Origin of the sequence: Methylobacterium sp. Leaf113, assembly GCF_001423325.1 — a bacterium.
In the GTDB taxonomy this organism is placed as follows: Bacteria; Pseudomonadota; Alphaproteobacteria; order Rhizobiales; family Beijerinckiaceae; genus Methylobacterium.
Genome location: NZ_LMNJ01000001.1, coordinates 293,243 through 319,065, shown reverse-complemented (window position 1 = coordinate 319,065; position 25,823 = coordinate 293,243). Strand labels below are relative to the sequence as shown.

General features: G+C 69.0%; 22 protein-coding genes. 11 read left to right on the top strand and 11 right to left on the bottom strand.

Annotated features, from left to right (window positions below; genetic code table 11):
* The first annotated feature begins 39 nt into the window (after window positions 1-39).
* The 6 genes from ASF60_RS01475 (at window position 40) to nudC (ending at window position 4,200) form a co-directional block, all read left to right on the top strand.
* Window positions 40-639 (top strand): hypothetical protein, encoded by a 600-nt coding sequence (locus ASF60_RS01475; RefSeq protein ID WP_056179155.1) that lies wholly within the window; start codon window positions 40-42, stop codon window positions 637-639.
* Window positions 640-737: 98 nt separating this feature from the next.
* Window positions 738-1,337, top strand: coding sequence for a hypothetical protein (locus ASF60_RS01470; protein WP_056179151.1), 600 nt, complete (start codon window positions 738-740; stop codon window positions 1,335-1,337).
* 78 nt (window positions 1,338-1,415) lie between these two features.
* Complete coding sequence (locus tag ASF60_RS01465) at window positions 1,416-2,048, top strand: cytochrome b/b6 domain-containing protein (RefSeq protein ID WP_156633768.1); 633 nt, start codon at window positions 1,416-1,418, stop codon at window positions 2,046-2,048.
* On the top strand, window positions 2,048-2,827 hold the full coding sequence (locus ASF60_RS01460) for a molybdopterin-dependent oxidoreductase (RefSeq protein ID WP_056179145.1): 780 nt from the start codon (window positions 2,048-2,050) through the stop codon (window positions 2,825-2,827). The genes ASF60_RS01465 and ASF60_RS01460 overlap by 1 nt, the downstream gene beginning before the upstream one ends.
* 46 nt (window positions 2,828-2,873) lie before the next feature.
* Window positions 2,874-3,290 (top strand): HIT domain-containing protein, encoded by a 417-nt coding sequence (locus ASF60_RS01455; RefSeq protein ID WP_056179144.1) that lies wholly within the window; start codon window positions 2,874-2,876, stop codon window positions 3,288-3,290.
* A gap of 4 nt (window positions 3,291-3,294) precedes the next feature.
* On the top strand, window positions 3,295-4,200 hold the full coding sequence (gene nudC, locus ASF60_RS01450; protein ID WP_056179140.1) for an NAD(+) diphosphatase: 906 nt from the start codon (window positions 3,295-3,297) through the stop codon (window positions 4,198-4,200).
* Between the two features lie 12 nt (window positions 4,201-4,212).
* Here the strand turns inward: nudC and ASF60_RS01445 are convergent, their stop codons facing one another.
* A complete protein-coding gene (locus ASF60_RS01445) occupies window positions 4,213-5,169 on the bottom strand; it encodes a D-2-hydroxyacid dehydrogenase family protein (protein ID WP_056179137.1) in 957 nt (318 codons plus the stop codon).
* A 168-nt stretch (window positions 5,170-5,337) separates the two neighbouring features.
* Here ASF60_RS01445 and ASF60_RS01440 point away from each other — a divergent pair, with 168 nt between their 5' ends.
* From ASF60_RS01440 to ASF60_RS01430, 3 genes are all read left to right on the top strand, one after another.
* Window positions 5,338-8,736, top strand: a complete 3,399-nt coding sequence (locus tag ASF60_RS01440; RefSeq protein ID WP_082507678.1) for an error-prone DNA polymerase — start codon at window positions 5,338-5,340, stop codon at window positions 8,734-8,736.
* 167 nt (window positions 8,737-8,903) lie between these two features.
* On the top strand, window positions 8,904-9,872 hold the full coding sequence (locus tag ASF60_RS01435; RefSeq protein WP_156633739.1) for a sensor histidine kinase: 969 nt from the start codon (window positions 8,904-8,906) through the stop codon (window positions 9,870-9,872).
* Window positions 9,873-9,910: 38 nt separating this feature from the next.
* Window positions 9,911-10,375 (top strand): hypothetical protein, encoded by a 465-nt coding sequence (locus tag ASF60_RS01430; RefSeq protein ID WP_056179131.1) that lies wholly within the window; start codon window positions 9,911-9,913, stop codon window positions 10,373-10,375.
* 61 nt (window positions 10,376-10,436) lie between these two features.
* On the opposite strand, the gene fae is transcribed toward ASF60_RS01430, so the two are convergent.
* On the bottom strand, window positions 10,437-10,976 hold the full coding sequence (fae, locus tag ASF60_RS01425; protein WP_056179128.1) for a formaldehyde-activating enzyme: 540 nt from the start codon (window positions 10,974-10,976) through the stop codon (window positions 10,437-10,439).
* 214 nt (window positions 10,977-11,190) lie between these two features.
* On the opposite strand from fae, the gene ASF60_RS01420 reads away from it, so the two are divergent.
* Window positions 11,191-11,406, top strand: coding sequence for a hypothetical protein (locus tag ASF60_RS01420; protein ID WP_082507677.1), 216 nt, complete (start codon window positions 11,191-11,193; stop codon window positions 11,404-11,406).
* Here ASF60_RS01420 and ASF60_RS01415 read toward each other — a convergent pair.
* From ASF60_RS01415 to ASF60_RS01375, 9 genes are all read right to left on the bottom strand, one after another.
* A complete protein-coding gene (locus ASF60_RS01415; RefSeq protein ID WP_056179122.1) occupies window positions 11,403-11,849 on the bottom strand; it encodes a hypothetical protein in 447 nt (148 codons plus the stop codon). The two genes, ASF60_RS01420 and ASF60_RS01415, sit on opposite strands and share 4 nt — an antisense overlap.
* Window positions 11,850-11,992: 143 nt before the next feature.
* Complete coding sequence (gene metH / locus ASF60_RS01410) at window positions 11,993-15,745, bottom strand: methionine synthase (protein WP_056179119.1); 3,753 nt, start codon at window positions 15,743-15,745, stop codon at window positions 11,993-11,995.
* Between the two features lie 136 nt (window positions 15,746-15,881).
* A complete protein-coding gene (gene metF / locus ASF60_RS01405) occupies window positions 15,882-16,799 on the bottom strand; it encodes a methylenetetrahydrofolate reductase [NAD(P)H] (protein WP_056179117.1) in 918 nt (305 codons plus the stop codon).
* A gap of 76 nt (window positions 16,800-16,875) precedes the next feature.
* Entirely contained in the window at window positions 16,876-17,916 is a 1,041-nt protein-coding gene (locus tag ASF60_RS01400; RefSeq protein WP_056179113.1) for an ArsR/SmtB family transcription factor, read from the bottom strand.
* A 71-nt stretch (window positions 17,917-17,987) separates the two neighbouring features.
* Complete coding sequence (locus ASF60_RS01395) at window positions 17,988-18,908, bottom strand: ROK family protein (RefSeq protein WP_056180015.1); 921 nt, start codon at window positions 18,906-18,908, stop codon at window positions 17,988-17,990.
* 53 nt (window positions 18,909-18,961) lie between these two features.
* The gene (locus ASF60_RS01390) at window positions 18,962-20,353 is read right to left on the bottom strand and encodes a dicarboxylate/amino acid:cation symporter (RefSeq protein ID WP_056179110.1); all 1,392 of its coding nucleotides are present in this window, start codon (window positions 20,351-20,353) and stop codon (window positions 18,962-18,964) included.
* 289 nt (window positions 20,354-20,642) lie between these two features.
* Window positions 20,643-21,557 (bottom strand): hypothetical protein, encoded by a 915-nt coding sequence (locus ASF60_RS01385; RefSeq protein WP_056179108.1) that lies wholly within the window; start codon window positions 21,555-21,557, stop codon window positions 20,643-20,645.
* Window positions 21,558-21,882: 325 nt separating this feature from the next.
* Complete coding sequence (msrB, locus tag ASF60_RS01380; protein WP_056179105.1) at window positions 21,883-22,293, bottom strand: peptide-methionine (R)-S-oxide reductase MsrB; 411 nt, start codon at window positions 22,291-22,293, stop codon at window positions 21,883-21,885.
* Window positions 22,294-22,415: 122 nt separating this feature from the next.
* Window positions 22,416-23,615, bottom strand: a complete 1,200-nt coding sequence (locus ASF60_RS01375; protein ID WP_056179103.1) for a YihY/virulence factor BrkB family protein — start codon at window positions 23,613-23,615, stop codon at window positions 22,416-22,418.
* 500 nt (window positions 23,616-24,115) lie between these two features.
* Here ASF60_RS01375 and ASF60_RS01370 point away from each other — a divergent pair, with 500 nt between their 5' ends.
* Window positions 24,116-25,813 (top strand): methyl-accepting chemotaxis protein, encoded by a 1,698-nt coding sequence (locus ASF60_RS01370; RefSeq protein WP_056179100.1) that lies wholly within the window; start codon window positions 24,116-24,118, stop codon window positions 25,811-25,813.
* Window positions 25,814-25,823: the final 10 nt, after the last annotated feature.

Here is a 25,823-nt window from a genome sequence, read left to right as displayed (position 1 = left end):
CTCCACCGCCGGCCGGTGCCGGTTGCCAGGAGTCTCTGCATGAAGTCGCTGACCGTCGCCCTCGCCCTGTCCGGCCTCGCTTTCAGTCTGCCGGTCCGAGCCGATTCGCCCGTGGTCCGTATCCGGGGCACGATCGAGGCGGTGGACGGCGCGAGCGTGACCATCAAGCCGCGCCTCGGCGCCCCCGTGCAGGTGAAGCTCGGCGACTCGCTCCGGGTCGCGACCGCCAACAGCGCCAAGATCGGCGACATTCAGCCGGACAGCTACATCGGGACCGCGGCCACGCCGCAGCCGGACGGCACCCTGAAGGCCCTCGAAGTCGCGGTCTTCGCACCGAGCATGCGTGGAACCGGTGACGGTCACTATCCGTGGGATCTCGAAAAGGAGAACACCATGACCAACGGCGCGGTGGGCGCCCTCTCGGGAACCACCGACCGGACGATCACGGTGACCTACAAGGGTGGCGAGAAGACCATCACGGTGCCGGAGGGCGTCCCGGTCGTGGCGCTTGCGCCTGGCGATGTCAGCAAGATCAAGCCGGGCGCCCGGGTCGTCGCCTTCACCAAGGCGGATGCCGGCGGCGTCGCCGTGGCGGACCGGATGATCGTCGGCGAAAACGGCACCGTTCCGCCGATGTAACCGGGGCTGCAGCTCGGTCGAAAGCCTCGCAGAAACCCGCAGCCGCCGGGTGGCGGCGGACCCAAAGCGTCCGCCCAAAATCAACCAGGAAAAACGCCATGATGAAGACGCTGCTGGCCGGCCTGACGCTCGGCCTCGCGCTTGCCGCCGCGCCAGCGCACGCCGCCGATGTGGTGCGCTATCGCGGCACGATCGAGTCCGTCGAGGGGTCGACGGTGACGATCAAGCCCCGGATGGGTGAGACCAAAACCGTGATCTTCGGAGACGACACCAAGATCCTGGCCGCCAGCACCGGCAAGCTGTCCGACATCAAGTCGGAGAGCTACATCGGTACCGCCGCCATCCCGCAGCCTGACGGCACCCAGAAGGCCCTGCAGGTCACGGTCTTCGCCTCGTCGCTCCGCGGCACCGCCGATGGCCACTATCCGTGGGATCTCGGCTCCAATTCGACCATGACCAACGGCGCCATCGGCAGCCTGTCCGGCACCGAGGGACGCACCCTGCTGGTCAAGTACCAGGGTGGCGAGAAGAAGGTGATGGTGCCGGAAGACGTGCCCGTGACCCTGGTCGATCCGGGCGAGAAGAGCATCATGGTGCCGGGCGCCAAGGTCGTGGCCTTCACCAAGGCGGGCGCCGACGGCAAGCTCAATGCTGCCGTCCTGATCGTCGGCCGCAACGGCACCGTCCCGTCGATGTGATTGCTCCCTCGCCCCGCCGGCATCCCCCGGCGGGGTCGGCCCGAGATATTGGCCTAAGCTGCTGAGGTCCTGTTGACGATCGCCCTCGAAACACCCTCGCGACTCGTGGTGATCCATCCCCTCGTCGTGCGGATCACCCATTGGATCAACGCGGTCGCGGTGTTCTGCATGCTGTTCAGCGGCTGGGCGATCTACAACGCGTCGCCGCTCTTCCCCTTCGTGTTCCCGAAATGGGCGACCCTTGGCGGCTGGCTCGGCGGCGCCCTCGCCTGGCACTTCGCCGCGATGTGGCTCTTCGCCCTGAACGGTCTGGCCTACATCGCCTACGGCGTCCTCGCCCGGCACTTCGCCACCGCCTTCCTGCCCCTCAGCCCCGGCGCGGTCTGGCGCGACGCCCGGGCGGCCCTGCGGCTCCGGCTGAGCCACCGGATCGGGCGCTACAACGCCGTCCAGCGACTCGCCTACCTGATCGCGATCGTGCTGGGCCTGCTCCTCGTCGCCTCCGGCTGCGCCCTGTGGAAGCCCGTACAGTGGCAGACCCTGGCGAACCTGTTCGGCGGGTACGAGTGGGCCCGGCGAGTCCATTTCGGCGCCATGGCGGGTCTTGGCGCCTTCATCCTCCTGCATCTTGCCCTCGTGGTGGTCGTGCCGAGCACGCTGCTGGCGATGATCACCGGTCGTGCTCGCATCTCCGAGGAAACCGTCCGCTGATGACCCGCGATCCCGATACCGCCGCCCGGCTGAAGGCCCTGCGCAGGGACATCGCCCCGGAACTCGCGAGTCTGGAGCGCCGCATGCTCCTGCGCGGCGGCCTCTCGGTTGGCGCCCTGACGCTCCTATCCGGCTGCGACCTCTCCACGGGAAGCAACGGCACCCTGGCCGACCGGGTGCTCTGGGCCATGTCGCGGGCCAACGACCGGGTCCAGCAATGGCTGTTCGACCCGGCGACCCTGGCCCCCACCTACCCGGCCTCGATGATCGATACGCCGTTCCGCTTCAACGCCTATTACCCCCCGGACAACATTCCCGAGATCGACGAGGCGACCTGGACGCTCGAGGTTTCCGGCCTCGTCGCCGACAAGGCGCCCTGGACGCTGGCGAAGCTGCGGTCCCTGCCGCAGGAGAGCCAGATCACCCGCCACATCTGCATCGAGGGCTGGAGCCAGATCGGCCAGTGGAGCGGCGTGCCGCTGCGGAGCTTCCTGGAGCGAAGCGGCGCCGACCTCACGGCGAAGTATGTCGGCTTCAAATGCGCCGACCGCTATTACGGCAGCCTCGACATGCCGAGCGCCCTGCATCCGCAGACGATCCTGGCCCTCGACTTCGCCGGCCAGCCCCTGGCTCCCGAATACGGCTACCCCTTACGGGTCCGGGTGCCGACGAAGCTCGGCTTCAAGAGTCCCAAGCACATCGCGGCGATCTTCGTCACCAACGACTATCCAGGCGGCTATTGGGAGGACCAGGGCTACAATTGGTTCAGCGGGATCTGACGGCGGCCCTCGCATCGGCTACGGTTCCGCTCTACACCGCAATGGCATGGATACCGACTTCGCCCTCGACCCGCAGCTTGCTGCCGACACCGTGCATGTGGGCGACCTCGCCCTCTGCAGCGTCCTCCTCATGGATGATGCCCGCTTTCCCTGGTTGATCCTGGTGCCGCGCCGGGTCGGCGCCAGCGAGATCACGGATCTCGCGCCCGAGGAGGCCCGCAGCCTGATGGACGAGATGCGGATCGCCACCGGGGTGATGCTGGCCCTGGCCAAGCCCGACAAGGTGAATGTCGCCGCCCTCGGCAACGTGGTGGCACAGCTCCATGTCCACGTGATCGGGCGCTTCCACTCCGATCCGGCCTGGCCGAAACCCATCTGGGGCATCGGCACCGCGACCCCCTACCCCCATCATGCCCGCGCTCAGATGATCGACCGCATCGGCGCCCTGTTCGCGGCGGCCTGAAGCGATGAGCGACCCGCTGGCCCAGCTCGGCTACGTCCACAGCCGCCTCGTTCGCCACTCCGCCGAGAGCGCGGCGGTGATTCCCGACCTCGACGCACCCGGTGCGTGCATCGTCGTGCTGGCCGGGGACCGCGTCGTGCTCGCGGGCGAGACGGCGCTTTTGGCGCCGGACACGGCGACCCGTCTGGGCACGCGCAGCCTGACGCTGTTCCTCGGCCGCCTCGATGGGCACCCGGTCTTCGCCACCGCCGTGCCGGCGGAGGTGGCCGAGGGCCTTGAGGCCGATCCGGAGTTCCGCACCAACGACTTGCGCAGCCTCGCGGGCGAAGGCCGGATCGCCCCCCATGAACTCGGGCTCCTCGCTACGGCGAAGTCCCTGCTCGGCTGGCATGCGCGCCACGGCTTCTGCGCGAATTGCGGAACCCCGACGACCCTCGCGGCCGGCGGCTACCGCCGCGAATGCGCGGCCTGCGGCACGCACCACTTCCCCCGCACCGATCCCGTGGTAATCATGCTGATCACCCGGGGCGATGCCTGCCTGCTCGGACGCTCGCCGCGCTTCAACGAGGGCATGTATTCCTGCCTTGCCGGTTTCCTGGAGCCCGGCGAGACTGTGGAGGATGCCGTACGGCGGGAGACGTTCGAGGAGGTCGGCCTGACCATCGGGGCCGTACGCTACCACGCCTCGCAGCCCTGGCCCTTCCCGTCCTCGCTGATGATCGGCTGCGTTGCCGAAAGCCTCGACGACATCATCACAATCGACCCGGAGGAACTCGCCGACGCGCGCTGGTTCTCGCGGGCCGACGTCACCGCCATGCTGGACGGCCGCCATCCCGAGGGACTGACTGCGCCGCCCCCGCTGGCGATCGCCCACCTGCTGGTGCGGGCCTTCGTCGAGGGGCGGGCCTGAACCCGAGACCGTTCACGCGAGGACGCGGATCGGCGCACCGTCGAGATAAGCCGAAATATCCTCAACGATTTCAGGGAAGTAGGTGCGATAGTTGCGCTCTGTGACGTAGCCGAGATGCGGCGTCGCCAGGACGTGGGGCAGGCGACGCCAGAGAGAATCCGGCGGCAGCGGCTCGGTCTCGAAGACGTCGAGGCCGGCGCCGGCGATGCGGTTCTCGCGCAACGCGGCGATCAGCGCGGCCTCGTCCACGATCGCGGCCCGGGACGTGTTGATGAGGTAGGCGTCAGGCCGCATCCGGCTCAAGGCCGCGGCGTCGACGAGGCCGCGGGTGCGGTCGCCGAGGACGAGGTGGATCGAGACCACGTCGCTGTCCTCCAGCAGCGCCTCCAGGGAGGGCGCCAGGGCGACGCCCTCGGTTGCGGCCCGGTCGGCCGTGAGGTTCTGGCTCCAGGCGCTGACCCGCATGCCGAAGGCCTGGCCGATCCGGGCGACGCGGGCGCCGGTCTTGCCGAGTCCCAGGAGGCCGAGGCGGCGACCCGCGAGATCACGGCCGACGCTGCTCTGCCACGGTCCGCCGCTCCGCAGCGCCTGCACCTCGGGTACGAGGTGGCGGGCGAGGCCGAGGATCAGCGCCCAGGTCAGTTCCACCGGCGGTTCGGGGTGACTGGCGGTGCCGCAGACCGTGACGCCGTGGGCGCGGGCGGCGGCGAGATCGATCGCGGCGTTTCGCATACCGCTGGTGACGAGGAGCTTCAGGCGCGGCAGCCGGGCGAACAGGTCGGCCGGAAAAGGCGTGCGCTCGCGCATCAGCACCACGATCTCGCAGTCCTGGATCGCATCGACCAACGCGTCCCGTATTTCGAAGGTCGCGTCGAGGTCGCGGAGTTTGACGCGGTCCAGCAGCCCCGACCAATCCGCCATCGTCGGGCCGACGCCCTGGTAGTCGTCGAGGATCGCGCAGGTCAGCATGGGACATCCTGTCTGGGGAGGATGGGGCTACGCCACGGCGGAACGCTTGGCCAGGGGGCGGCGGGGCTTTGACTCCGGCGCCCGAAACCGGCACCCCCGGGATCGAATATGATCACGATTCGTTCTCAAGCTTGAGACGGGTTCGGCGACGCGGGGGGAGCGAGCGAGATGGGGCCGACATCCGGGCCGCCGACGTCCAAGCCGCCGACGTCCAACGGGCCGACATCCGGGCTGCCGGCCTACGCCGAACTCGCGGTGACCACGAACTTCTCGTTCCTGCGCGGAGCTTCGTCCCCCGGCGAGATGGTGGGGCAGGCCGCCGAACTCGGGCTGCACGCCATCGGCATCGCCGACCGCAACACCCTGGCGGGGATCGTGCGGGGCCATGCCGAGGCGAAGCGGCGCCGGGCCGCCGGCGAACCCGGCATCCGCTTCCTGCCGGGCGTGCGGCTGGTGACCGAGGACGGCTTCGAGGTCGTCGCCTACCCAATGGACCGGGCCGCCTATGGCCGCCTGTGCCGGCTCCTGACCCTGGGCAACCGCCGCTCGGAGAAGGGCCAGTGCCGGTTCGGCTTTCCGGAGCTTCTGGAGGCCAGCGCGGGGCAGATGCTGATCGCGATTCCCCCGGAGGATCTTGCAGGGAGGAACCTCGTGGGCAAGGACCTCGACGACACGCATCCGTTCCTGGAGCGGCTGGCGGTGCTGGCGGACCAGGCGCCCGGCCGGGTTACCCTGGCGGGCAGCCACCGCCGGCGCGGCGACGAGCGCCGCCGCCTCGGGCAACTCGCCGTCTGGGGAGACCGCCTCGGCGCGCCCCTGGTGGCGGTCTCGGACGCGCTCTACCACCACCCGGACCGACGCCCCCTGCAGGATGTCGTGTCCTGCATTCGCGAGGGCTGCACCCTGAACGCGGCGGGCTACCGCCTGGAGGCCAATGCCGAGAGGCACCTGAGGCCCGCCGATGCGATGGCCCGCCTGTTCGCCGACCATCCCGAGGCCCTGGCCCGCACGATCGAGATCGCCGAGACCTGCGACTTCTCCCTGGACGAACTGACCTATGAATATCCCGACGAGCCGGTGCCGCCGGGCTTCACCGCTCAGGCCTACCTCAGAGATCAGGTGATGAAGCGCGCCCAATGGCGCTATCCCGATGGCATTCCAGAACAAATCACGAACACGATCGAAGACGAGCTGCGCCTGATCCACAAGATGAACTACGCGCGCTACTTCCTCACCCTGTTCGACATCGTCGAATTCGCGCGCAAGCGCGGCATCCTGTGCCAGGGGCGCGGCTCGGCGGCCAATTCCGTGGTCTGCTACTGCCTGGGCATCACGGCGGTCGACCCCACCGAGATCCGGCTGCTGTTCGCCCGCTTCATCTCGGAAAACCGGGCCGAGCCCCCCGACATCGACGTGGATTTCGAGCACGAGCGCCGTGAGGAGGTGATCCAGTACCTCTACGACCGCTACGGCCGCGACCGGGCCGCGATCTGCGCCACGGTGATCCATTACCGCCCGCGCAGCGCCATCCGGGAGGTCGGCAAGGTCCTCGGCCTGCCCCCCGACATCACCGGCGTGATGGCCGACACGGTCTGGGGCTCCTGGGGCAAGGATCTGCCGGACGCGCATATCCGGCAGGCCGGGCTCGACCCGGACAATCCGCGGATCCGGCAGGCGCTGGAACTCGCCCATGCGCTGATCGGCTTCCCGCGCCACCTGTCGCAGCACGTGGGCGGCTTCGTGCTGACGCGCGGGCGCCTGGACGAGACCGTGCCGGTGGGCAACGGCGCCATGGCGGACCGCACCTTCATCGAGTGGGACAAGGACGACATCGACGTCCTCGGCCTGATGAAGGTCGATGTGCTGGCCCTGGGCATGCTGAGCTGCCTGCGCCGGGGCGTGGATTTCCTGGCGCGCGCGTACGGCCACGACTACCCGACGCTGGCCGACCTGCCGCGCGAGGACCCCGCCACCTACGCGATGCTGGCCCGGGCCGATTCGGTCGGCGTGTTCCAGGTCGAGAGCCGGGCGCAGATGTCGATGCTGCCGCGTCTGAAGCCGCGGGAATTCTACGATCTGGTGGTCCAGGTCGCGATCGTGCGGCCGGGTCCGATCCAGGGCGACATGGTCCATCCCTACCTGCGCCGGCGCCAGGGGATCGAGCCGGTGGAGTACCCCTCGCCCCATCCCGACCATGGGCCGGCCAACGAACTCGAGAGCGTGCTCCGGCGGACCTACGGGGTGCCCCTGTTCCAGGAGCACGCCATGCAGATCGCCATCACGGCCGCCGGATTCGAGCCGCACGAGGCCGACGGCCTGCGCCGGGCCATGGCGACCTTTCGGCACAACGGCCAGATCGTGAACTTCCGCACCAAGTTCGTCGAGGGCATGGTGGCCCGCGGCTATCCGCGCGACTTCACCGAGCGCTGCTTCAAGCAGATCGAGGGGTTTTCCACCTACGGCTTCCCGGAGAGCCACGCGGCGAGCTTCGCCCTGCTGGTCTACGCCTCGGCCTGGATGAAGTGCCGGCACCCGGACGTCTTCCTGGCGGCGATCCTGAACTCCCAGCCGATGGGCTTCTACCAGCCGGCGCAGCTGGTGCGCGACGCCCGCGCCCACGGGGTCGAGGTGCGCGGCATCGACGTCAATGCCAGCGACTGGGACTGCACCCTGGAGCCCGCCTCGGAGCCGCCGCCCCCCGGTGTCGAGCGGCGCTTCGCCGTGCGCCTCGGCCTGCGCCAGGTGAGCGGGGTGCCGCAGGCCGCCATGCACCGCCTCGTCGCCCTGCGGGGCAATGGCTACGCCAGCATCGAGGGCCTGCAGGCGGCCCTGGCGCTGCCCCGCAACGCCCTGGAGCGGCTGGCGGAGGCGGATGCGTTCCGCTCTCTCGACCTCGACCGGCGGGCCGCCCTCTGGGCGGTGCGGACCCTGGAGGGCACCTCGGCCCGCAAGGCCGCCCTGCGGGCGGGCGGGGACCGGCGGGCGCACCTCCTCGACACGCCGATGCCGCTCTTCGCCTTCCACGCCGATGACGGGCTGTTCCGGGCCGAGCCCGCCGTGGCCCTGCCCGCCCTGGAGGCCTCCGAGCACGTGGCCGAGGATTACGCCGCCACCGGCCTGTCGCTGAAGGGCCACCCGGTGGCGTTCTTCCGGGAGCGCCTGGCCCGCATCGGCGCGATCCCGGCCCGCGACCACCACGACGCCACCCGCGTGGCCCACAACGCCCGGGTCACGGTGGCGGGGCTCGTGCTCACCCGGCAGCGGCCGGGCACGGCGCGCGGCACGGTGTTCCTGACCCTGGAGGACGAGACCGGCATCGCCAACGTCATCGTCTGGCGCGACGTGTTCGAGGCCAACCGCGCCGTCGCCATGGGGGGGCGCTTCCTCGCGGTGCGGGGCCGGGTGCAGCGCCAGGGCCTCGTGGTCCACCTGCTGGCCGAGCGCTTCCGCGATCTCTCGCCGGCGTTGCGCGACCTGCGGGCGGGCGGCCTGCGCCTGCCGCCCGAGACCACGGATTTCGGGGCGCCCGAAGATCGACGAATTTACCGCAGTCGCGATTTCCATTGAGGTTAAATCACGACTGTCGCCCCGGCCCGCTGGTCAGCCGACGCCGGCCCCAGTAAATCTGGTGCGATTCCAAAGAGACGACGACGCTGCCCCAGTTTTCGACCCGCACCTTAAAGAGTCCGGTCTCATGGTGGAAAGGCTGGCAGGCCGTCCACGCGACCGAGCGCCTGCGCGCGCGCGTCTGGCTCGGCGAGGGCGCCGCACTGGCTGCCTCGGCCCTGGCCCTGGCCCTGCGCTTCGCCCTCGACGACGTGCTGCCGCCGGGCTTTCCCTACCTGACCTTCTTCCCGGCCGTCATCCTGACGACCTTCTTCTTCGGCCTGCGGCCCGGCATCACCTGCGCGATCCTGAGCGGTCTGGCCGCCTGGTACTTCTTCATCCCGCCGGACACCGGCTTCATCCTCGACGGGCCGAGCGCCCTGGCCCTGACCTTCTACGCCTTCATCGTCACGGTCGACATCGCGCTGATCCACATCATGCACCGGGCGGGCGAGCGGCTGCGCACCGAGCAGGCGGTGACGGCGGGGCTCTACGAGCAGCAGCGCACCATGTTCCAGGAGCTGCAGCACCGGGTCGCCAACAACATGCAGTTCGTGGCGGCCCTTCTGACGCTGCAGAAGCGCAAGGTCGGCGACGACCCGAAGGCGGCGCTGACCGCCCTCGACGAGGCTCGGGTGCGGCTCGAGACGATCTCGCGCATCCACCGCCGCCTCTACGATCCGAGCAGCATCGAGGGCCCGGTCGGCCAGTACCTCAAGGAACTCTGCGCCGACCTCCTCGATGCCACGGGGGCACAGAACATCGTCTGCCTGGTGGACATGCCCCCGGTGCGGCTCGACCTGTCCCAGCTCACCACCCTGTCGTTGCTCGTGGTCGAGTTGGTGACCAACGCCCTGAAGCACGCCTTCCCGGACGGGCGGCGCGGCACCATCACGATCCAGATCGAACGGCTCGATCCCGAGCGCCTGCAGCTGACCATCGCGGATGACGGGCGCGGCATGCCGGTGAACTTCGACCCGGAGACCAGCCGCAGTCTCGGCTTCCGCATCGCGCAGGGCCTCGCCGGGCAGCTCGGCGGGCAGCTCGATTACAGCAATGCGGGCGGCACCGTGGTCCGCCTCGCTTTCGCGGCCTGAACGCCCCTCACGCCGTCCCGGACAGCCGGAGCCCAGCCATGCGACCGCCCAGCGTCCCCCTGCTCCTCAGCGCGTTCTGGCTCGTCGTGGGTCTTGGCGGTTCCGGCCCCGCGCGGGCCGACGATTGCGACGGCCTCGCCGGCCGCATTGCCGGCGCCATGGGCGGCAAGGTCGGCCGGCGGACCGGCCCCAGCATCGACATCCGCGTTCCCGGCGGACTCAAGCTCGACCTGACCTGCCGGGCCGAGCCCATCGTGCAGGCGGCCTCGGCCGAACCGACGCCCTCGGCGGCCTATTTCGCCGACCTCGCCCTGGCGGCCGAGATCGTGATCGGCGAGAGCGCCGGCGCGGTCCAGGCGTCCATCGCCACGGCGCATGCCACCGCCCTCAAGGAGCGGCGCAAATCCTTCATCCAGCAGAACGGATGGTCGGCGAGCTGCTACACCGACACCAGCGGCTCGATCCGGACCCTGTGCTCGGTGGGACGGATTCCGCCGGGGTGATCCCCCCTCGGGAGGCGCGGATCAGCCGAGACCCGCACCCCGTCGTCAATCCCAGCGCAGATCAGTACTCGATCACGTCTTCCAGGGCGTAGTGCTTCACCGTCTTCCGGTTGGCGATGAGCTCGTCGATGGTGGGCTCACCCCGCATGGCGCGGCCGATGGCGAGCTTCGTCGCCTCGTAATTGGTGCGGTAGAGGTCCTTCTGGTCGAGGTTGGCGTCGTCGGCGCAGCGCGGGTCGAGCCAGATCATGATGATCATGCAGAGGTCGTCGAGGCCGTCCTTCGGCAGCACGCCCTCGATCACGCAGTCGATGATCGCGTCGCCGGTGGCGGCCTGGACCACGCCGCCGAGAAGCTCGACATAGGCGGCCGTGTGGATCGTCGCCTTGGTGGTCATCATGGTGGCCGGGCGCACGAGCTGGTTGAGGTCGCGCACCACGAACATCCGGGTGTGGCCCTGGACCTGGCCCATCATGCCGGCGAAGGCCTGGCCGGCCGGGCCGCGGGTGGAGCCGATCAGGACCTCGGGCATCGCGTCGGTGTACTGCCCTTCCGCCGCGAGCACGGTGGCCTCCCCGGTACGGAACCAGATCTCGGACATGGGGTCTTCCTCCAACGAATGATGCTCGGGCCCGGTCTTCGGGCCGCGTCGGGGCGCACAAACACCAGGGGGCGGCACGGCGTCAATCGAGGCCGCCCGATCTCTCCCGCCCGGATGCTCTTAACCGCGCCCCTGGCCTCGCGCCGCGGGATCGGTCATGCAGGAGCGCCGCCGACCGGGAGAGTCGACGGCGGGGAAGAGGCGCGTGAACCCGATGAGTACGGAACGGGACTGGAGCGTGGCGGTGGCGGCCACGCCGGACGGGGTGCGGATCGAGATCGGCCTGCCCGACCTCGACGGACGGCCCGTCACGGCGATCCTGGCCCTCGACCGGGAGGAGGCCCGCACCCTGGCCCGCGCGCTGCTCGCAGCCTCCGGCGACGCGATGGAGCGGACGTTTCCGCGCGCTCCCGGATCGGCCGAAGGTTAGAGACCGACGCGGTTGCTGCGGCCCGGCAGCCGCGGCACCTTGGCGTCGCGGGCCTCGATCGGCGCCGCGCAGGTGTAGCTGAACTCGGTCTGCAGGTCGGTGAACACGGTCTCGCCGCTGATCCGGCAATCTTCGCGCGCCGTCTCGTTGAGGTAGGTCCGGGCCGCCTCGCGGAAGCGCTTGACCCGGGTCAGGCCCGGATCGCCGCCGACGAACGCATCGTCGATGCCGCAACCGGTGGTCTCGCGCAGGCTGTTGGACACGATCAGCATCTTGCGGACCCGGCGCTGGTCGTAGACCTCGTAGGGGTCCTTGCAGCCGATGGTCACGACCTGGGGCGTCAGGCTGACATAGGTCTTCGAGATATAGGCGAAGCCGGTGCAACCCGAGGCGATGAGCCCGAGCGCGACGGTGGCGACGAGGGAGCCGGTGAGCCGGTACACGATTCAGGCGCCCTTCGCTGGTCTCGGGCCATGGTTGAGCCGGACCGGCATTGAAGCGCAGGCGGGCCCACGGTCAAGCCTCGCCCGGCCACATCCCGGTGTGATTCGATCCCGCCCCGGATTCCGGGACGGGATCGGGCGCCCTACTCCGCGGCGGCCGCGAGGTAGCGGGCCGGATCGTAGTTGAGGATCGGGCCGAGCCAGCGCTCGACCTCGCGCACATCCATGCCCTTGCGCACGGCATAATCCTCGACCTGGTCGCGCTCGACCTTGGCGACGCCGAAGTAATGCGAGTCCGGGTGGGCGATGTAGAGGCCCGACACCGAGGAGCCCGGCCACATGGCGTAGGACTCGGTGAGCTTCACGCCGATGCGCGACTCGGCCTTGAGCAGGTCGAACAGCGTGACCTTCTCGGTGTGATCGGGCTGCGAGGGATAACCGGGGGCGGGACGGATACCGGCATATTCCTCGCGCACGAGGTCTTCCGGCGCATACGTCTCGTCGGCGGCATAGCCCCAGAATTCGCGACGCACGCGCTCGTGCATGCGCTCGGCCAGGGCCTCGGCGATGCGGTCGGCCAGGGCCTTGACCAGGATCGAGCGGTAATCGTCGTTGGCCCGCTCGAAGCGCTCGGCGATACGCACCTCCTCCAGGCCGGCCGTGACCACGAAGCCGCCGACGTAATCGGCGATGCCGGTCTCGGCAGGCGCGACGAAGTCGGACAGGCAGGTGTTCGCACGCCCGTCACGCTTGCTCAGCTGCTGGCGCAGGCCGAAGAAGGTCGCGAGTTTCTCCGACCGGCTCTCGCCGGTGAACAGGGTGATGTCGTCGCCGACCGCGTTCGCCGGCCAGAAGCCGATGACCGCCTTCGGGTTGAACCAGCGCTCGGACACGATCTGGGCCAGCATCTCCTGCGCGTCGTCGAACAGCGCCTTGGCGGCCGGACCCTGATTGGGGTCCTCGAAGATCGCCGGATAGCGGCCCTTGAACTCGTAGGTCTGCAGGAACGGCGTCCAGTCGATGTAGGGCACGAGGTCGGCGACCTCGTAGGAGGAGTAGACCCGTGTACCGGTGAAGCTGGGCTTCCGGGGCTGGTAGCCCGACCAGTCGATCCGGAACGGGTTGGCCCGAGCCTTGGCCAGCGGTAGGCGCTGCTTGTCGAGTTCGGAGCGCGCATGCGCGTCCGAGACCTTTCGGTACTCGGCCCGGATGTTGGCGATGGTGGTGTCCCGCGTCTCCTTGGAGAGCAGGCTGGAGACCACGCCGACGGCGCGGCTCGCATCGGTGACGTAGACCGTTTGGCCCCGGTTGTACGAGGGGTGGATCTTCACGGCCGTGTGGACGCGGCTGGTGGTGGCGCCGCCGATGAGGAGCGGCACGTCGAAGCCTTCGCGCTCCATCTCGGCCGCGACGTGGACCATCTCGTCCAGCGACGGGGTGATGAGGCCGGACAAGCCGACAATGTCGACGTTCTCCTTGCGCGCGACGTCGAGGATCTTGGCCGCCGGCACCATCACGCCGAGGTCGATGATCTCGTAGTTGTTGCAGGCCAGCACGACGCCGACGATGTTCTTGCCGATGTCGTGGACGTCGCCCTTCACGGTCGCCATCAGGATCTTGCCGGCGGCCTGGCGCTTGCCGTCACCGCCGTTGGCGAGCTTCTCCGCCTCCATGAACGGCTCGAGGTAAGCCACGGCCTGCTTCATCACGCGGGCGGACTTCACCACCTGCGGCAGGAACATCTTGCCTGAGCCGAACAGGTCGCCGACCACGTTCATGCCGGCCATCAGCGGCCCTTCGATGACGTGGAGCGGACGTTCGACGCCGAGGCGGGCTTCCTCCGTATCGGCGACGACGAACTCGGTGATGCCGTTGACCAGGGCGTGCTCCAGGCGCTTCTGCACCGGCGCCTCGCGCCAGGACAGGTCGGCGGTCTTGGCCTGGACGCCGCCGCCGGACTTGAAGCGCTCGGCCGCCTCCAGCAGGCGGTCGGTGGAATCGTCGCGACGGTTGAGGACGACGTCCTCGCAGAGCTCGCGCAGTTCGGCCGGAAGCTCGGCGTAGATCGCGAGCTGGCCGGCATTCACGATGCCCATGTCCATGCCGACCTGGATCGCGTGATACAGGAACACCGCGTGCATGGCCTCGCGCACCGGCTCGTTGCCCCGGAAGGCGAAGCTGAGATTCGAGATGCCGCCCGAGATGTGGGCGTGGGCCAGGGTCTCGCGGATGGTCTTGGTCGCCTCGATGAAGGCGACGCCGTAGCCGTTATGCTCCTCGATGCCGGTGGCGACGGCGAACACGTTCGGATCGAAGATGATGTCTTCCGGCGGAAAGCCGATCTGCTCGGTGAGGACCTTGTAGGCCTTGGTGCAGATCTCGACCTTGCGCTCGTAGCTGTCGGCCTGACCCTGCTCGTCGAACGCCATCACCACCACGGCGGCGCCGTAGGAGCGGCACACCTTGGCGTCGCTGATGAACTTCTCGACGCCCTCCTTCATGGAGATCGAGTTCACGATCGCCTTGCCCTGGACGCACTTGAGCCCGGCCTCGATGACGTGGAACTTCGAGGAATCGATCATCACCGGCACGCGGGCGATGTCGGGCTCGGCGGCGACGAGGTTGAGGAACTCGACCATCGCCTTCTCGGAATCGAGCAGGCCCTCGTCCATGTTGATGTCGATGATGCTGGCGCCCGCCGCCACCTGATCGCGGGCGACGTCGAGGGACGCCGCGTAATCGCCGGCGGTGATCAGCTTCCTGAACTTGGCCGAGCCGGTGACGTTGGTGCGCTCCCCGACGTTCACGAAGGGGATCTCCTTCGTCAGGGTGAACGGCTCCAGGCCCGACAGGCGCATCAGGCGGGGCACCTCGGGGATGGCACGGGGCTTCACGCCCTCCACGGCCTGCGCGATGGCGCGGATGTGATCCGGGGTGGTGCCGCAGCAGCCGCCGACCATGTTGACGAGGCCGGCGGTGGCGAACTCGCCCACCAGCTTGCCCATGGCCTCGGGGCTCTCGTCGTAGAGGCCGAACTCATTGGGCAGGCCCGCATTCGGATAGGCGCAGACCAGGGTGTCGGCGATGCGCGACAGTTCCGAGATGTGGCCGCGCATTTCCTTGGCGCCGAGCGCGCAGTTCAGCCCGATGGTGAGCGGGCTGGCATGGCGCAGGGCATTCCAGAACGCCTCCGGCGTCTGACCCGAGAGCGTCCGGCCGGACAGGTCGGTGATGGTCCCCGAGATCATGATCGGCAGGACCATGTCCCGCTCCTCGAACACCGCCCAGGCCGCCGCCACGGCCGCCTTGGCGTTGAGGGTGTCGAAGATGGTCTCGATCAGGATCAGCTCGGCGCCGCCATCCATCAGGCCGCGGACCTGCTCGATATAGGCCTGCTTGACCCCATCGAAGGTCACGGCCCGGTAGCCCGGATTGTTGACGTCCGGCGAGATCGACAGGGTGCGGTTGGTCGGGCCGATGGCGCCGGCCACGAAGCGGCGGCGACCGTCCTGCTCTTCGGCGAGCTTGGCGGCCTCGCGGGCGAGGCGCGCGCCCTCGGCGTTCAGCTCATGGACGATCGATTCCATGCCGTAATCGGCCTGGGCGATGGTGGTGCCCGAGAAGGTGTTGGTCTCGCAGACGTCGGCGCCGGCCAGGAAGTAGTCGAGGTGGATCTGCCGGATCGCGTCGGGCTGGGTCAGGATCAGAAGGTCGTTGTTGCCCTTCTGGTCGTGGCCGTGATCGGGAAAGCGCGTGCCGCGAAAATCCGCTTCGCCGTAGCCGAGGCGCTGGATCACCGTGCCCATCGCCCCGTCGAGGACGAGGATTTTTTCCGCCGCCCGCTGACGCAGGGCCGCTTCGATCTCTTTTCCGTCAACGGGGCGCAGGTCGGTCATGGGCTTCTCACGCGTCAATCCGGGTTCGTGGAACCCGGAATCCGGAACCGCGACGGGTCCGGACAGTGAACTTCGATGGAGTCGGCGACTCTTGAGTCTCGGGCGTGCCGATCGGCGCGCCCGGGACAAGGGATGATCAGGCGGCCTTCGCCACCGTCTTCGGCGCCTGGGACCGCAGGCCGAGCACGTGGCAGATGGCGTAGACGAGGTCGGAGCGGTTCATCGAGTAGAAGTGGAAGTCGTTGACGCCGTGGTCGACGAGATCGAGCACCTGCTCGGCCGCCACCGCCGCCGCCACGAGGCGCCGGGTCTCGACGTCGTTGTCCAGGCCCTCGAACCGGGCCGCGAGCCAGTACGGCACCGAGGCGCCGGTGCGGCGGGCGAAGTTCGCAGCCTGCTTGAAGTTCTGCACCGGCAGGATGCCGGGGATGATCGGGATATCGATGCCGGCGGCCCGCACCTTGTCGACGTAGCGCAGATAGATGTCGTTCTCGAAGAAGAACTGCGTGATCGCCTGATCGGCGCCGGCATCGACCTTGGCCTTCAGGGCATCGATGTCGGCATCGAGCGAGGACGCCTCCGGGTGCTTCTCGGGGTAGGCCGAGACCGAGACCTTAAAGTCGCCGATGCGCTTGATGCCGGCCACGAGGTCGGCGGTCTGGGCATAGCCGCCCGGATGCGGCCGGTAGGCGGTGCCGACGCCGTCCTGCGGATCGCCGCGCAGGGCCACGATGTGGCGCACGCCGGCATCCCAGTAGGATTGCACGACCGCGTCGATCTCCTCGCGGGTGGCGTCGACGCAGGTCAGGTGGGCGGCCGGCTGAAGGCCGGTCTCCTTGACCATCCGGGCGACGGTGTTGTGCGTGCGCTCGCGGGTCGAGCCGCCGGCGCCGTAGGTCACCGAGACGAATTTCGGCTGGAGCGGCGCGAGGCGCTCGATCGAGGACCACAGGATCTTCTCCATCTCCTCGGTCTTCGGCGGGAAGAACTCGATGGAGACGCGGATCGGACGGTAGCCGTCGCGGCTGGCGCGATGGTGGGAGGCGGAAGGCATCGGGTTCGTCCTCTATGTCGGTCGGTTCAGACGGTCTGCGAAACGAGAGCAGGATCGGGATCTGCGGGGGACGCCCTCAGGCGACGGCCCGTTCCTGAAGGATTTTTTCCGGAGCGGGACGGGGTGGCGCCGCGGCCATCTCGGCGGCGTTGGTGGCGAGCCACAGCGTCACGGTCAACTGGTCCTCGACCTCGCCGGTGGGGGCGAGATCGCGGGTGGTCACGGTGGGCAGGCCGGCATCGTTGAGCCAGCCCGTCACCTGCTCGGGCGCGAAGCCGAGGCGGCGATGGGCCTGGGCCTCGCGCAGGAATTCGAGATCGTGGGGGGCGAAGTCCACCACCAGGAGGCGGCCGCCCGGGGCGACGAGGCGCGCGGCCTCGCGCAGGGCGCGGGCCGGATCGTCGAGATAGTGTAGCACCTGATGCACCAGCACGAGATCGAAGCCGCCGCGCCCGAAGGGCGGCGCGTGGATGTCGCCCTGGCGCAGATCGACCCGCGACAGGCCCATGCGCTCCAGGTTGGCCCGCGCCACCGACAGCATGGCGTGGTTGGAATCGAGGCCGACGGCCCGGGCGGCGCGGCCGGCCAGCAGGCCGAGCATCCGGCCGGTGCCGGTGCCGAGATCGATGAGGTGGCCGATCGGACGATCGCCCAGCGCGTCGAGGACGGCGGCCTCGACGGTGGCTTCCGGCACGTGCAGCGAGCGCAGGCGATCCCATTTCGGCGCCAGCCGGGCGAAGAACGCCTGGGCCGTCTCGGCGCGCTGCGCCCGCACCGCCTCGAGACGGGCGAAATCCTCGGACAGGGGCGGATGTGCCGCATCGAGGCCCGCGATCAGCGGCTCGACGAGGCCGGCGCGCTCTTCCACCAGGCGAAAGAAGGCCCAGGCCCCCTCGCGGTGCCGATCGACCAGCCCGGCCTCGACCAGCAGTTTCAGGTGGCGCGAGATCCGCGGCTGCGACTGGCCCAGAATGTCGGTGAGGTCCGAGACCGACAATTCGCCGGCGGCCAGCAGGGCCAGGATGCGCAGGCGCGTCTCCTCGGCGGCGGCACGCAGAATGGCCAGCGCATCGCCGAAGGGCAGGACAGGTCCGTCTTGAGATCCCGAGTTAGACATAAAGATATCTTTATGTGAAACCGGGCGCCGTGACAAGCGCCTCCGGGCCATCGTGATATCGGGATCGCCGCTCAGGCCCCCGGCAGGCCGGCGGGTCCGTCGTTCCACAGCCACGCGGCGCCCCGAACCCCGGAGGCATCGCCGTGCCGGCTGGCGACGATGGGGGTGTCGAAGGCATCGGAGAAGACATGCGGCGCGACCCGTTCGGGCAAGCCGGCAAGGATTTCGGGCACCCGTGAGAGACCGCCGCCGATGACGACGATGTCGGGGTCGATCAGGTTGATGCCCTGGGCGATGCCGCGCCCGAGCCGGTCGAGGTAGCGGGCGATCGTCGCGTCCGCCGCCGGATCGCCGGCGCGCAGGGCGGCGATCACCGCCTCGCCGCCGATCGGCGTTCCTGTGCGGCGGGCATGGTCGGCGGCCAGGCCCGGGCCGGACACCCAGGTTTCGAGACAGCCGTAGCGGCCGCAATAGCAGGCGGGGCCGGGGCGCTCGTCGTCGCGCGGCGCCGGCAGCGGGTTGTGGCCCCACTCCCCGGCGATGCGGCCGCGCCCGGACAGGGCACGGCCCGCGATCGCGATTCCGGAGCCGACGCCGGTGCCGAGGATCAGGGCCCACACGGTGCCGAGCCCGGCCCCCGCCCCATCGACGGCCTCGGACACCGCGAGGCAATTGGCGTCGTTCTCGACGCGGACGGGCCGGCGCAGGACGCGCTCGAGATCTCCGGCGAACGGCTGACCGTTCAGCCAGACCGAATTGGCGTTCTTGACGAGGCCGGTGCGGGGCGAGACCGCCCCCGGCATGCCGATGCCCACCGTGCCCGCGCATCCCGCCGCGCGCTCCAGCGACGCCACGAGGTCGGCGATGGCACCGAGCGTCCCCGCGTAATCGTCCCGGGGCGTCGCGACCCGCTGCTCGGCCCGGGTTGCGCCCCGTTCATCGAGGGCGATCCCGGCGATCTTGGTGCCGCCGAGATCGATGCCGATGCGCAGGCGCGCCGGCCGTGATGGGTCGGACGAAGCGCGGCCGGACAGAACCGGCCCCGTCAGCGGGCCGGAGCCGGGATCGGCGCCGCACCGTCGACATCCATGTTCGGCGCATGGTCCGAAATGTCGGTGCCGATCGAGACCGGGTGCTCCATGACCTGGCGCAGCTTGACCTGATCCAGCTCGCCCTCCCAGCGGCTGACCACCACGGTGGCGACGCCGTTCCCGATCAGGTTGGTGATGGCCCGGCACTCCGACATGAACTTATCGACGCCGAGGATCAGGGTCATGGCCGCCACCGGGACCGGGTTGTTGGGAATGGCGCTCAGGGTCGCCGCCAGGGTGATGAAGCCCGCCCCGGTGACGCCGGACGCCCCCTTCGAGGTCAGCATCGCGACCAGGATGATGGTGGCGTACTGGGCGAAGGACAGGTCCGCGCCCACGGCCTGGGCCAGGAACAGCGTCGCCAGCGTCATGTAGATGTTGGTGCCGTCGAGGTTGAACGAGTAGCCCGTCGGGATCACGAGGCCGACCACCGAGTCGGAGGCGCCGAGGCGGCGCATCTTCGTCATCATGTGGGGCAGGACCGTCTCGGAGGACGAGGTGCCGAGCACGATGAGCAGCTCGTCCTTGATGTAGGCGAGGAACTTGAAGATCGAGAAGCCGGCGACGCGGGCGATGCCGCCGAGCACCACCACCACGAACAGGAAGGCGGTGACGTAGAAGGTGCCGACGAGCCAGGCGAGATCGATCACCTTGCCGATGCCGTACTGGCCGATGGTGAAGGCCATGGCGCCGAAGGCGCCGATGGGCGCCAGCTTCACCACGAGGCCGATGATGCGGAAGAAGATCTGCCCGGCCGTGTCGATGGCGTGGGTGATGGCCTCGCCGCGCTGGCCCATGCCGGTGACGACGACGCCGGTGAGGATCGAGATCAGCAGAACCTGGAGCAGGTCGCCGGTGGCGAAGGCGTCGAAGAAGCTCTTCGGGATCAGCGCCATGATGTGGCTGGTCACCGAATCGTTGGCCGCCAGTTTGGCGTATTTCTCGACCGCCCCGGCATCGAGCTTGGTCACGTCGGCATTGAAGCCCGCGCCGGGCTTGACCACCTCGCCGACCAGGATGCCGATGAGGAGCGCGACGGTGGAGACCACCTCGAAGTAGACCAGCGCCTTCAGGCCGACGCGGCCGACCTTCTTCAGGTCACCGATCGAGGCGATGCCGTGCACGATGGTACAGAAGATGATCGGCGCGATCATCATCTTGATCAGCGCGATGAAGGCGTCGCCCAGCCACTTGACCGACTTGCCCCATTCCGGATTGAGCCAGCCGAGAAGGATGCCGAGCGCGATGGCGATCAGCACCTGGATGTAGAGAACCTTGTACCAGGGCTCCTTGTGGGTGCGGGGCGCGCTGGCTGCCGCCGCTCCGTGTGTCGTCACCTGGGCCATGATCCCTCCCGCTGCGCGCCGCGCAACCCATTGATTGTTAATCCCGACGCTAGCCAGTTTATTCGCGCCGCTCAATCGCGGGGCCGGGCGTCGGATGACAATTCGCGAGCCGTCACACGGACTTCGCGGGCACCTGTGGGACGCCTGCCTCGCTCCGCCGCCGGCCTGCCCTCAGTCTCCCCCGTCCGCGCACCCACGCGAAACCCGCCCCCGGTGAGGGAGGCGGGTGGCTGTCGATCGGGCGGCGCTGCGTCGGAACGGCGTTTCGTCGGGAGGCCGGCGCGCCGGTTCAGGTCTGCTGGGTGCGCCGGGGGCGGACGGTCCAGCGCTCGAACTCGGCGGCGATGTCCTCCTCGCCGCGCGAACCGCCCTTCGACGGAACCTGCGGGTTGCCGAGGGCCTGGGACAGGCTCTCGATCACGTCGTCGATGCGAGAATCGATCTGCGAGGCGGAATCGGGCTGACCCTCGGCCGGAGCGACATCGGCGTGGGGTTCGGGTTCGGGCTCGGCCATCGCGTGCGTCTCGACGGGAGCGGGCTCCTCGACCCGGGGCACCGGCGGAGCGGCTTCGGCCGCGGCGGGGGCCGCGACCGCACCACCGCCGGCCACGCGCCGCAGGGCCTTCATCATGCCGTCGCCCTCGTTCGCCTTCGGCGCGCCGTAGCGCCCGAAACCGAAGCGCGGCTCGACGAGATCCAGGATCGCATCGAGGGCGGCGTTGGACAGGCCGATCTCGCCGGGTTGCGGCACGCCCTGGAGCGCGACGGCGTGGCGGTCGTAGCTCGGGTCGCCGCTCACCTCGGGGCCGAACCAGGCCGGCACCGCGAAGCCCTGGGCCTCGTCCGGCCCGTCGAAGGCCACGGTCACGAGGTCGAATTCACCCGGGGCGACGTAGCGGTCGACCAGCGCTTCGCGGCCGCCCCCGAGGGCGAGCGCGGTGCGGTCGTAAGCGGCCTTGCCCGAGCACACGTCCATCAGCGCGTCGCCGTGGGCGCGCGGCACGTCGGTGCGCTCCTCGCTGGAGCTGCCGTCCGGCGCCGAGGTGACGAGGACGAGGTGGCAGGTCTGTCCGTCGACCCGGACGTAGGAGACGCGCCCGGCCTGCGGGGCGAAGTAGCCCTCGGAGATCCGCGAACCGCCGCGTTCCTTGCGGATGAGGCGCACCAGGGCGGGGGCCACGAGAAACCGGCGTACGAGGCTCATCGACATTCTCCGCGGAGTCGGCCGGCCCCGGGCGGGACACCGGACCGGCGCTGACGTCAGGGCCGCCGACCTCCAGCGATGCGAGGCCGATCGACCGGCTTCAGGCGGCTCGCCGCATCGGGCCGGACGACCCGCCACGTCGAACCATGACATAAGATAGGATATGCGATCATTCCCGGTGTCGCCGGGACCGATCTGGCAAGAATTCTCCGTTCCGGACTAAGCAAAACGACGGCGAAATCAAGACCATCGTGGCATTCCGGCGGGCTTCATCCCCATCCGGTTCTCGTCGAACATCGACGGGAACCGGGCGGGACCGGGCCGGTCAGGCCTCCGGTTCGAAGCGAAGGGACAGCCCGTTCATGCAGTAGCGCAGGCCGGTGGGCGGCGGGCCGTCGTCGAAGACGTGGCCGAGATGGCCCTTGCAGCGGGCGCAATGCACCTCGGTCCGGGTCATCCAGTGGCTGCGGTCGACCGTGGTCTCCACCGCCCCGTCGATCGGATCGAAGAAGCTCGGCCAGCCGGTGCCGGATTCGAACTTGGTGCCGGTGACGAAGAGCGGTGCGTCACAGCCGGCACAGTGGAACACGCCCGGGCGCTTCTCGGCGTTGAGGCAGCTGGTGCCGGCCCGCTCGGTGCCGTGCTCACGCAGCACCCGGTACTGTTCCGGGCTCAGGCGGGCGCGCCATTCGGCCTCGCCGAGGGATTCGATGTCGTCGGTGGGGGATGCGGACATGGGGCGACGGCTCCTGTGCGGGTGTCGGGACGTGCCCCTTATGTAGGCGCCGGACACCATCCCGGGGAGGCCAGCCCGGCAAGGTCGTCCCGGCAAGGTCGTCCCGACACGTCGCCGCCCCGTTAGGCCACCGCCCCCAGGGTGTCGGCCATGCGGGCCCGGCGTGCGCCCATCGGCCGCTCCGGTCCGGTGGTGGTGTCGCGCGCGGTCTGGTGCTCCATCTCGGCGTTGATCTCGCCGCCCAGCAGCACGATCGTGCTGGAGATCCAGATCCAGGTCATGAAGCCGATGGCGGCGCCGAGCGAGCCGTAGGTCTCGTTGTAATTGCCGAAGCTGGAGACGTACCAGGAAAACAGGATCGAGGCGGCGAGCCAGAGCAGGCCCGCCACGGCGCCGCCGACCCCGACCCAGCGCCAGCGCGGGCGCTCGCGGCTCGGACCGTACCGGTAGAGCAGCGACAGGCCGCCGAGGACGACGACGAGGAGGGCGGGCCAGCGCAGCAGGGCGATGAGCCAGGCGGTGTCGCTGAGGCCCACGAAGGTGAACACCACCGGCAGCACCACGATGCCGGTGAGGGCCAGGATGGTGAAGATCAGCGCACCGATGGTGAAGGTGAGCGAGCGCAGGTTCAGCATGATGAACGAGCGCTTCTCCTCCTCCTCGTAGACGATGTTCAGGGCATCGAACATCGCCTTCATGGCGGCGTTGGCGCTCCAGAGCGAGAGCAGCAGGCTGGTGAAGAAGGTCAGCCCGAGGGAGCCGCTGCCCTTGGCGGCGATGCGCTTGACCTGATCGCCGATGATCTCGATGGCCCCGGAGGGCAGCACCCCCTGCATGCTGGCGAGGTGCCCGTTGATCGAGCCCACATCGGCGACGAGGCCGTAGCAGGACACCAGCGCGGCGACGGCGGGGAACAGCGAGAGCAGCGAGTAGAAGGTCACGCCCGCCGCGACCGAGAGGACCCGGTCGGCCATGAATTCGAGATAGACCCGGGTGAGGATGTCCTTCCAGCCCGACGCGGTGATGTCGGCGGGCGACTGCGCGGCCCGCCCCCGCGCCACCTCTGTGGCGGCGATGTGCTCGGCGGCGGCCCCGGAATGCGAGCGCGCGCCTTGATCCTTGGAGGGAGAATTTTTGGATATCTGGTCGTTCGACGGAGACTCCTGGGACGGATGATCCGGCGCGCCAACCGGGCCGGTCCGGGCCGGTCGCTTCGGTGCGGCAGCGAGCGCGATCAGCGCGGTGCCGAGCAGCAGCGTCCACAGAACGGGGCTCGCCGGCTCGCCATCGGGTGCGGGACTGCGGCGGAGAGAAGATGGCATGGCAGAACCGGAACGAAGATGGACGGCGCGTAGGCGCCCGGGAGTCTCGGCGCCCCGTGTTCCGGGCGCCCGGGCTCAACGTGACGCAGGCTTGACCGTTCCGAATCCGGCCGCCTTTGCGGGAGCTTGCGCTCTGCGCCCGATCGCGCGGACGCGCCGCACCCGAAGCTCATCGTCTCCCGCGCCCGTTCCGGCCAAGACCAATTGACACACCAGAAATCCACCGAAGGTTGTACCATCCTCCGCCTTCTCTCCCTACGGGCCATTTCACTTCCAGACCGTTGGGATTACGCGCGAACGTTCTTCAGAGGCGAGGACATATTGATATAGAAAATCCGAAATCAGTATTTGATTTCTGCATAGTTCCTTTGATTCGATTTTTATTACATATTTTTCAAATAAGATTCAATGATTAATCCGATCTTCATCGCTGATCTATATCGTCCCGCATCGCAGAAGCTTTCATGTTTGACGGCTTCCCCACATAAGGAGCCGCGTGCGTGAGACTCGTCAATCAAGCCAGCGTCCTGGCCAAGATCGCCCTTCCCCTGCTCGCCCTGGGCGCCCTCACCCTTGGGCTCGTCTTCTACGCCCGCGGGTCGATGAACAACATCGCGGAACAATCGAGGCATGTGATCGAAGTCCTCAACGCCCGCCAGGAGGCCTATCTCAATGCCCAGTTGCGCATTACCGAGGCCGCGCTTCAGAGCCGGAACATGATTCTGGAGACGGGCGAAGAGCAAATGGCGAAATACAAGGTCCAGTACGTGTCGGCGACAACGGCGGCGCTGGAAGTGACCGACAGGCTGATCGACCTGGCCGATACACCGGAACGCCGCAAGATCGCCCAGGACCTGCGCGGATTGACGGAAGCCTATTTCGCGGTCCTGAACCGCGTGCTCCAGCACGGGCTCCGGAATGAGGCGGCGGCCGCAATCCAGGTTCTCCGGGACGATGCGCAACCCGCGCGGGCCAGCCTGAACAAGTTGCTGGACCAGCGTGCCAAGCGCATCACGGAGGAGATGAAAGCCGGAAAGGACAGCCTCGACGCGGAAACGTCCGACACGATCGCACGCCTGATCACCATCACCGCCGTCGGGCTCGTCCTCGCCGCCGTCCTGTGCGGCAGCATCGTGGTGCTCGGGATCACCCGGCCGCTGGGCCGCCTGGTCGCGATCCTGAACCGCATGGCCCAGGGCGAGATCGACGCCGACATCCCGGAAGCCCGGCGCGGCGACGAAATCGGCGCGGTCGGCAAGGCCGTGGACGGGATCAAGGCCATGGTCGCCCGCAAGACGGCCGAGGAGGCGGAGGTCCGCCGCATCGCCGACGAGGCCGCCATCGCCGCTCGCCGCACGGCGATGATCGAACTCGCCGACAGCTTCGAAGGAGCCGTGGGCGGCATCATCGGCATGGTCTCCGCCTCGTCCACCGAACTGCAGACGACGGCCCAGACCATGACCGCCACCGCCAGCGCGACCGCGTCGCAATCCACCACCGTGGCGGCGGCGGCCGAGGAAGCCTCCGTCAACGTCAGCACCGTGGCGGCGGCAGCCGAGGAACTCGGCAACTCGGTGCAGGAGATCGGCCGCCAGGTCGCGAACTCCTCCCAGATGGCCCAATCCGCCGTGACCGAGGCCGACACCACCTCGGTCCTGGTCCAGGAACTGAGCACCGCCGTGTCTCGGATCGGCGACGTGGTCAGCCTGATCTCGACCATCGCCGGCCAGACCAACCTGCTGGCACTCAACGCCACCATCGAGGCGGCCCGTGCCGGCGAGGCCGGCCGCGGCTTCGCCGTGGTGGCGGCCGAGGTGAAGGAGCTTGCCAACCAGACCGCCCGGGCCACCGAGGAAATCGGAAGCCAGATCGGTCATATCCAGGGGGCCACGGGACAGGCCGTCTCGGCGATCGGCTCGATCACCACCCGCATCCGCGACATCAACACGGTGGCCACGGCGATCGCGGCGGCGGTGGAGCAGCAGAGCGCGGCGACGCAGGAGATCGTCCGCAACGTGGCCCAGGCCTCGGTGGGGACCACCGAAGTGACGAGCACCATCACATCCGTCGCCCAGGCGGCGGACGAGACCGGCGCAGCCGCCAGTCAGGTGCTGGGGGCTGCGGGTGAACTGTCCCGCCAGTCGGAGCACCTCAACGCCGAGGTGCAGCGCTTCCTCGGCACCGTCCGCGCCGCGTAAGCAGCCGGAC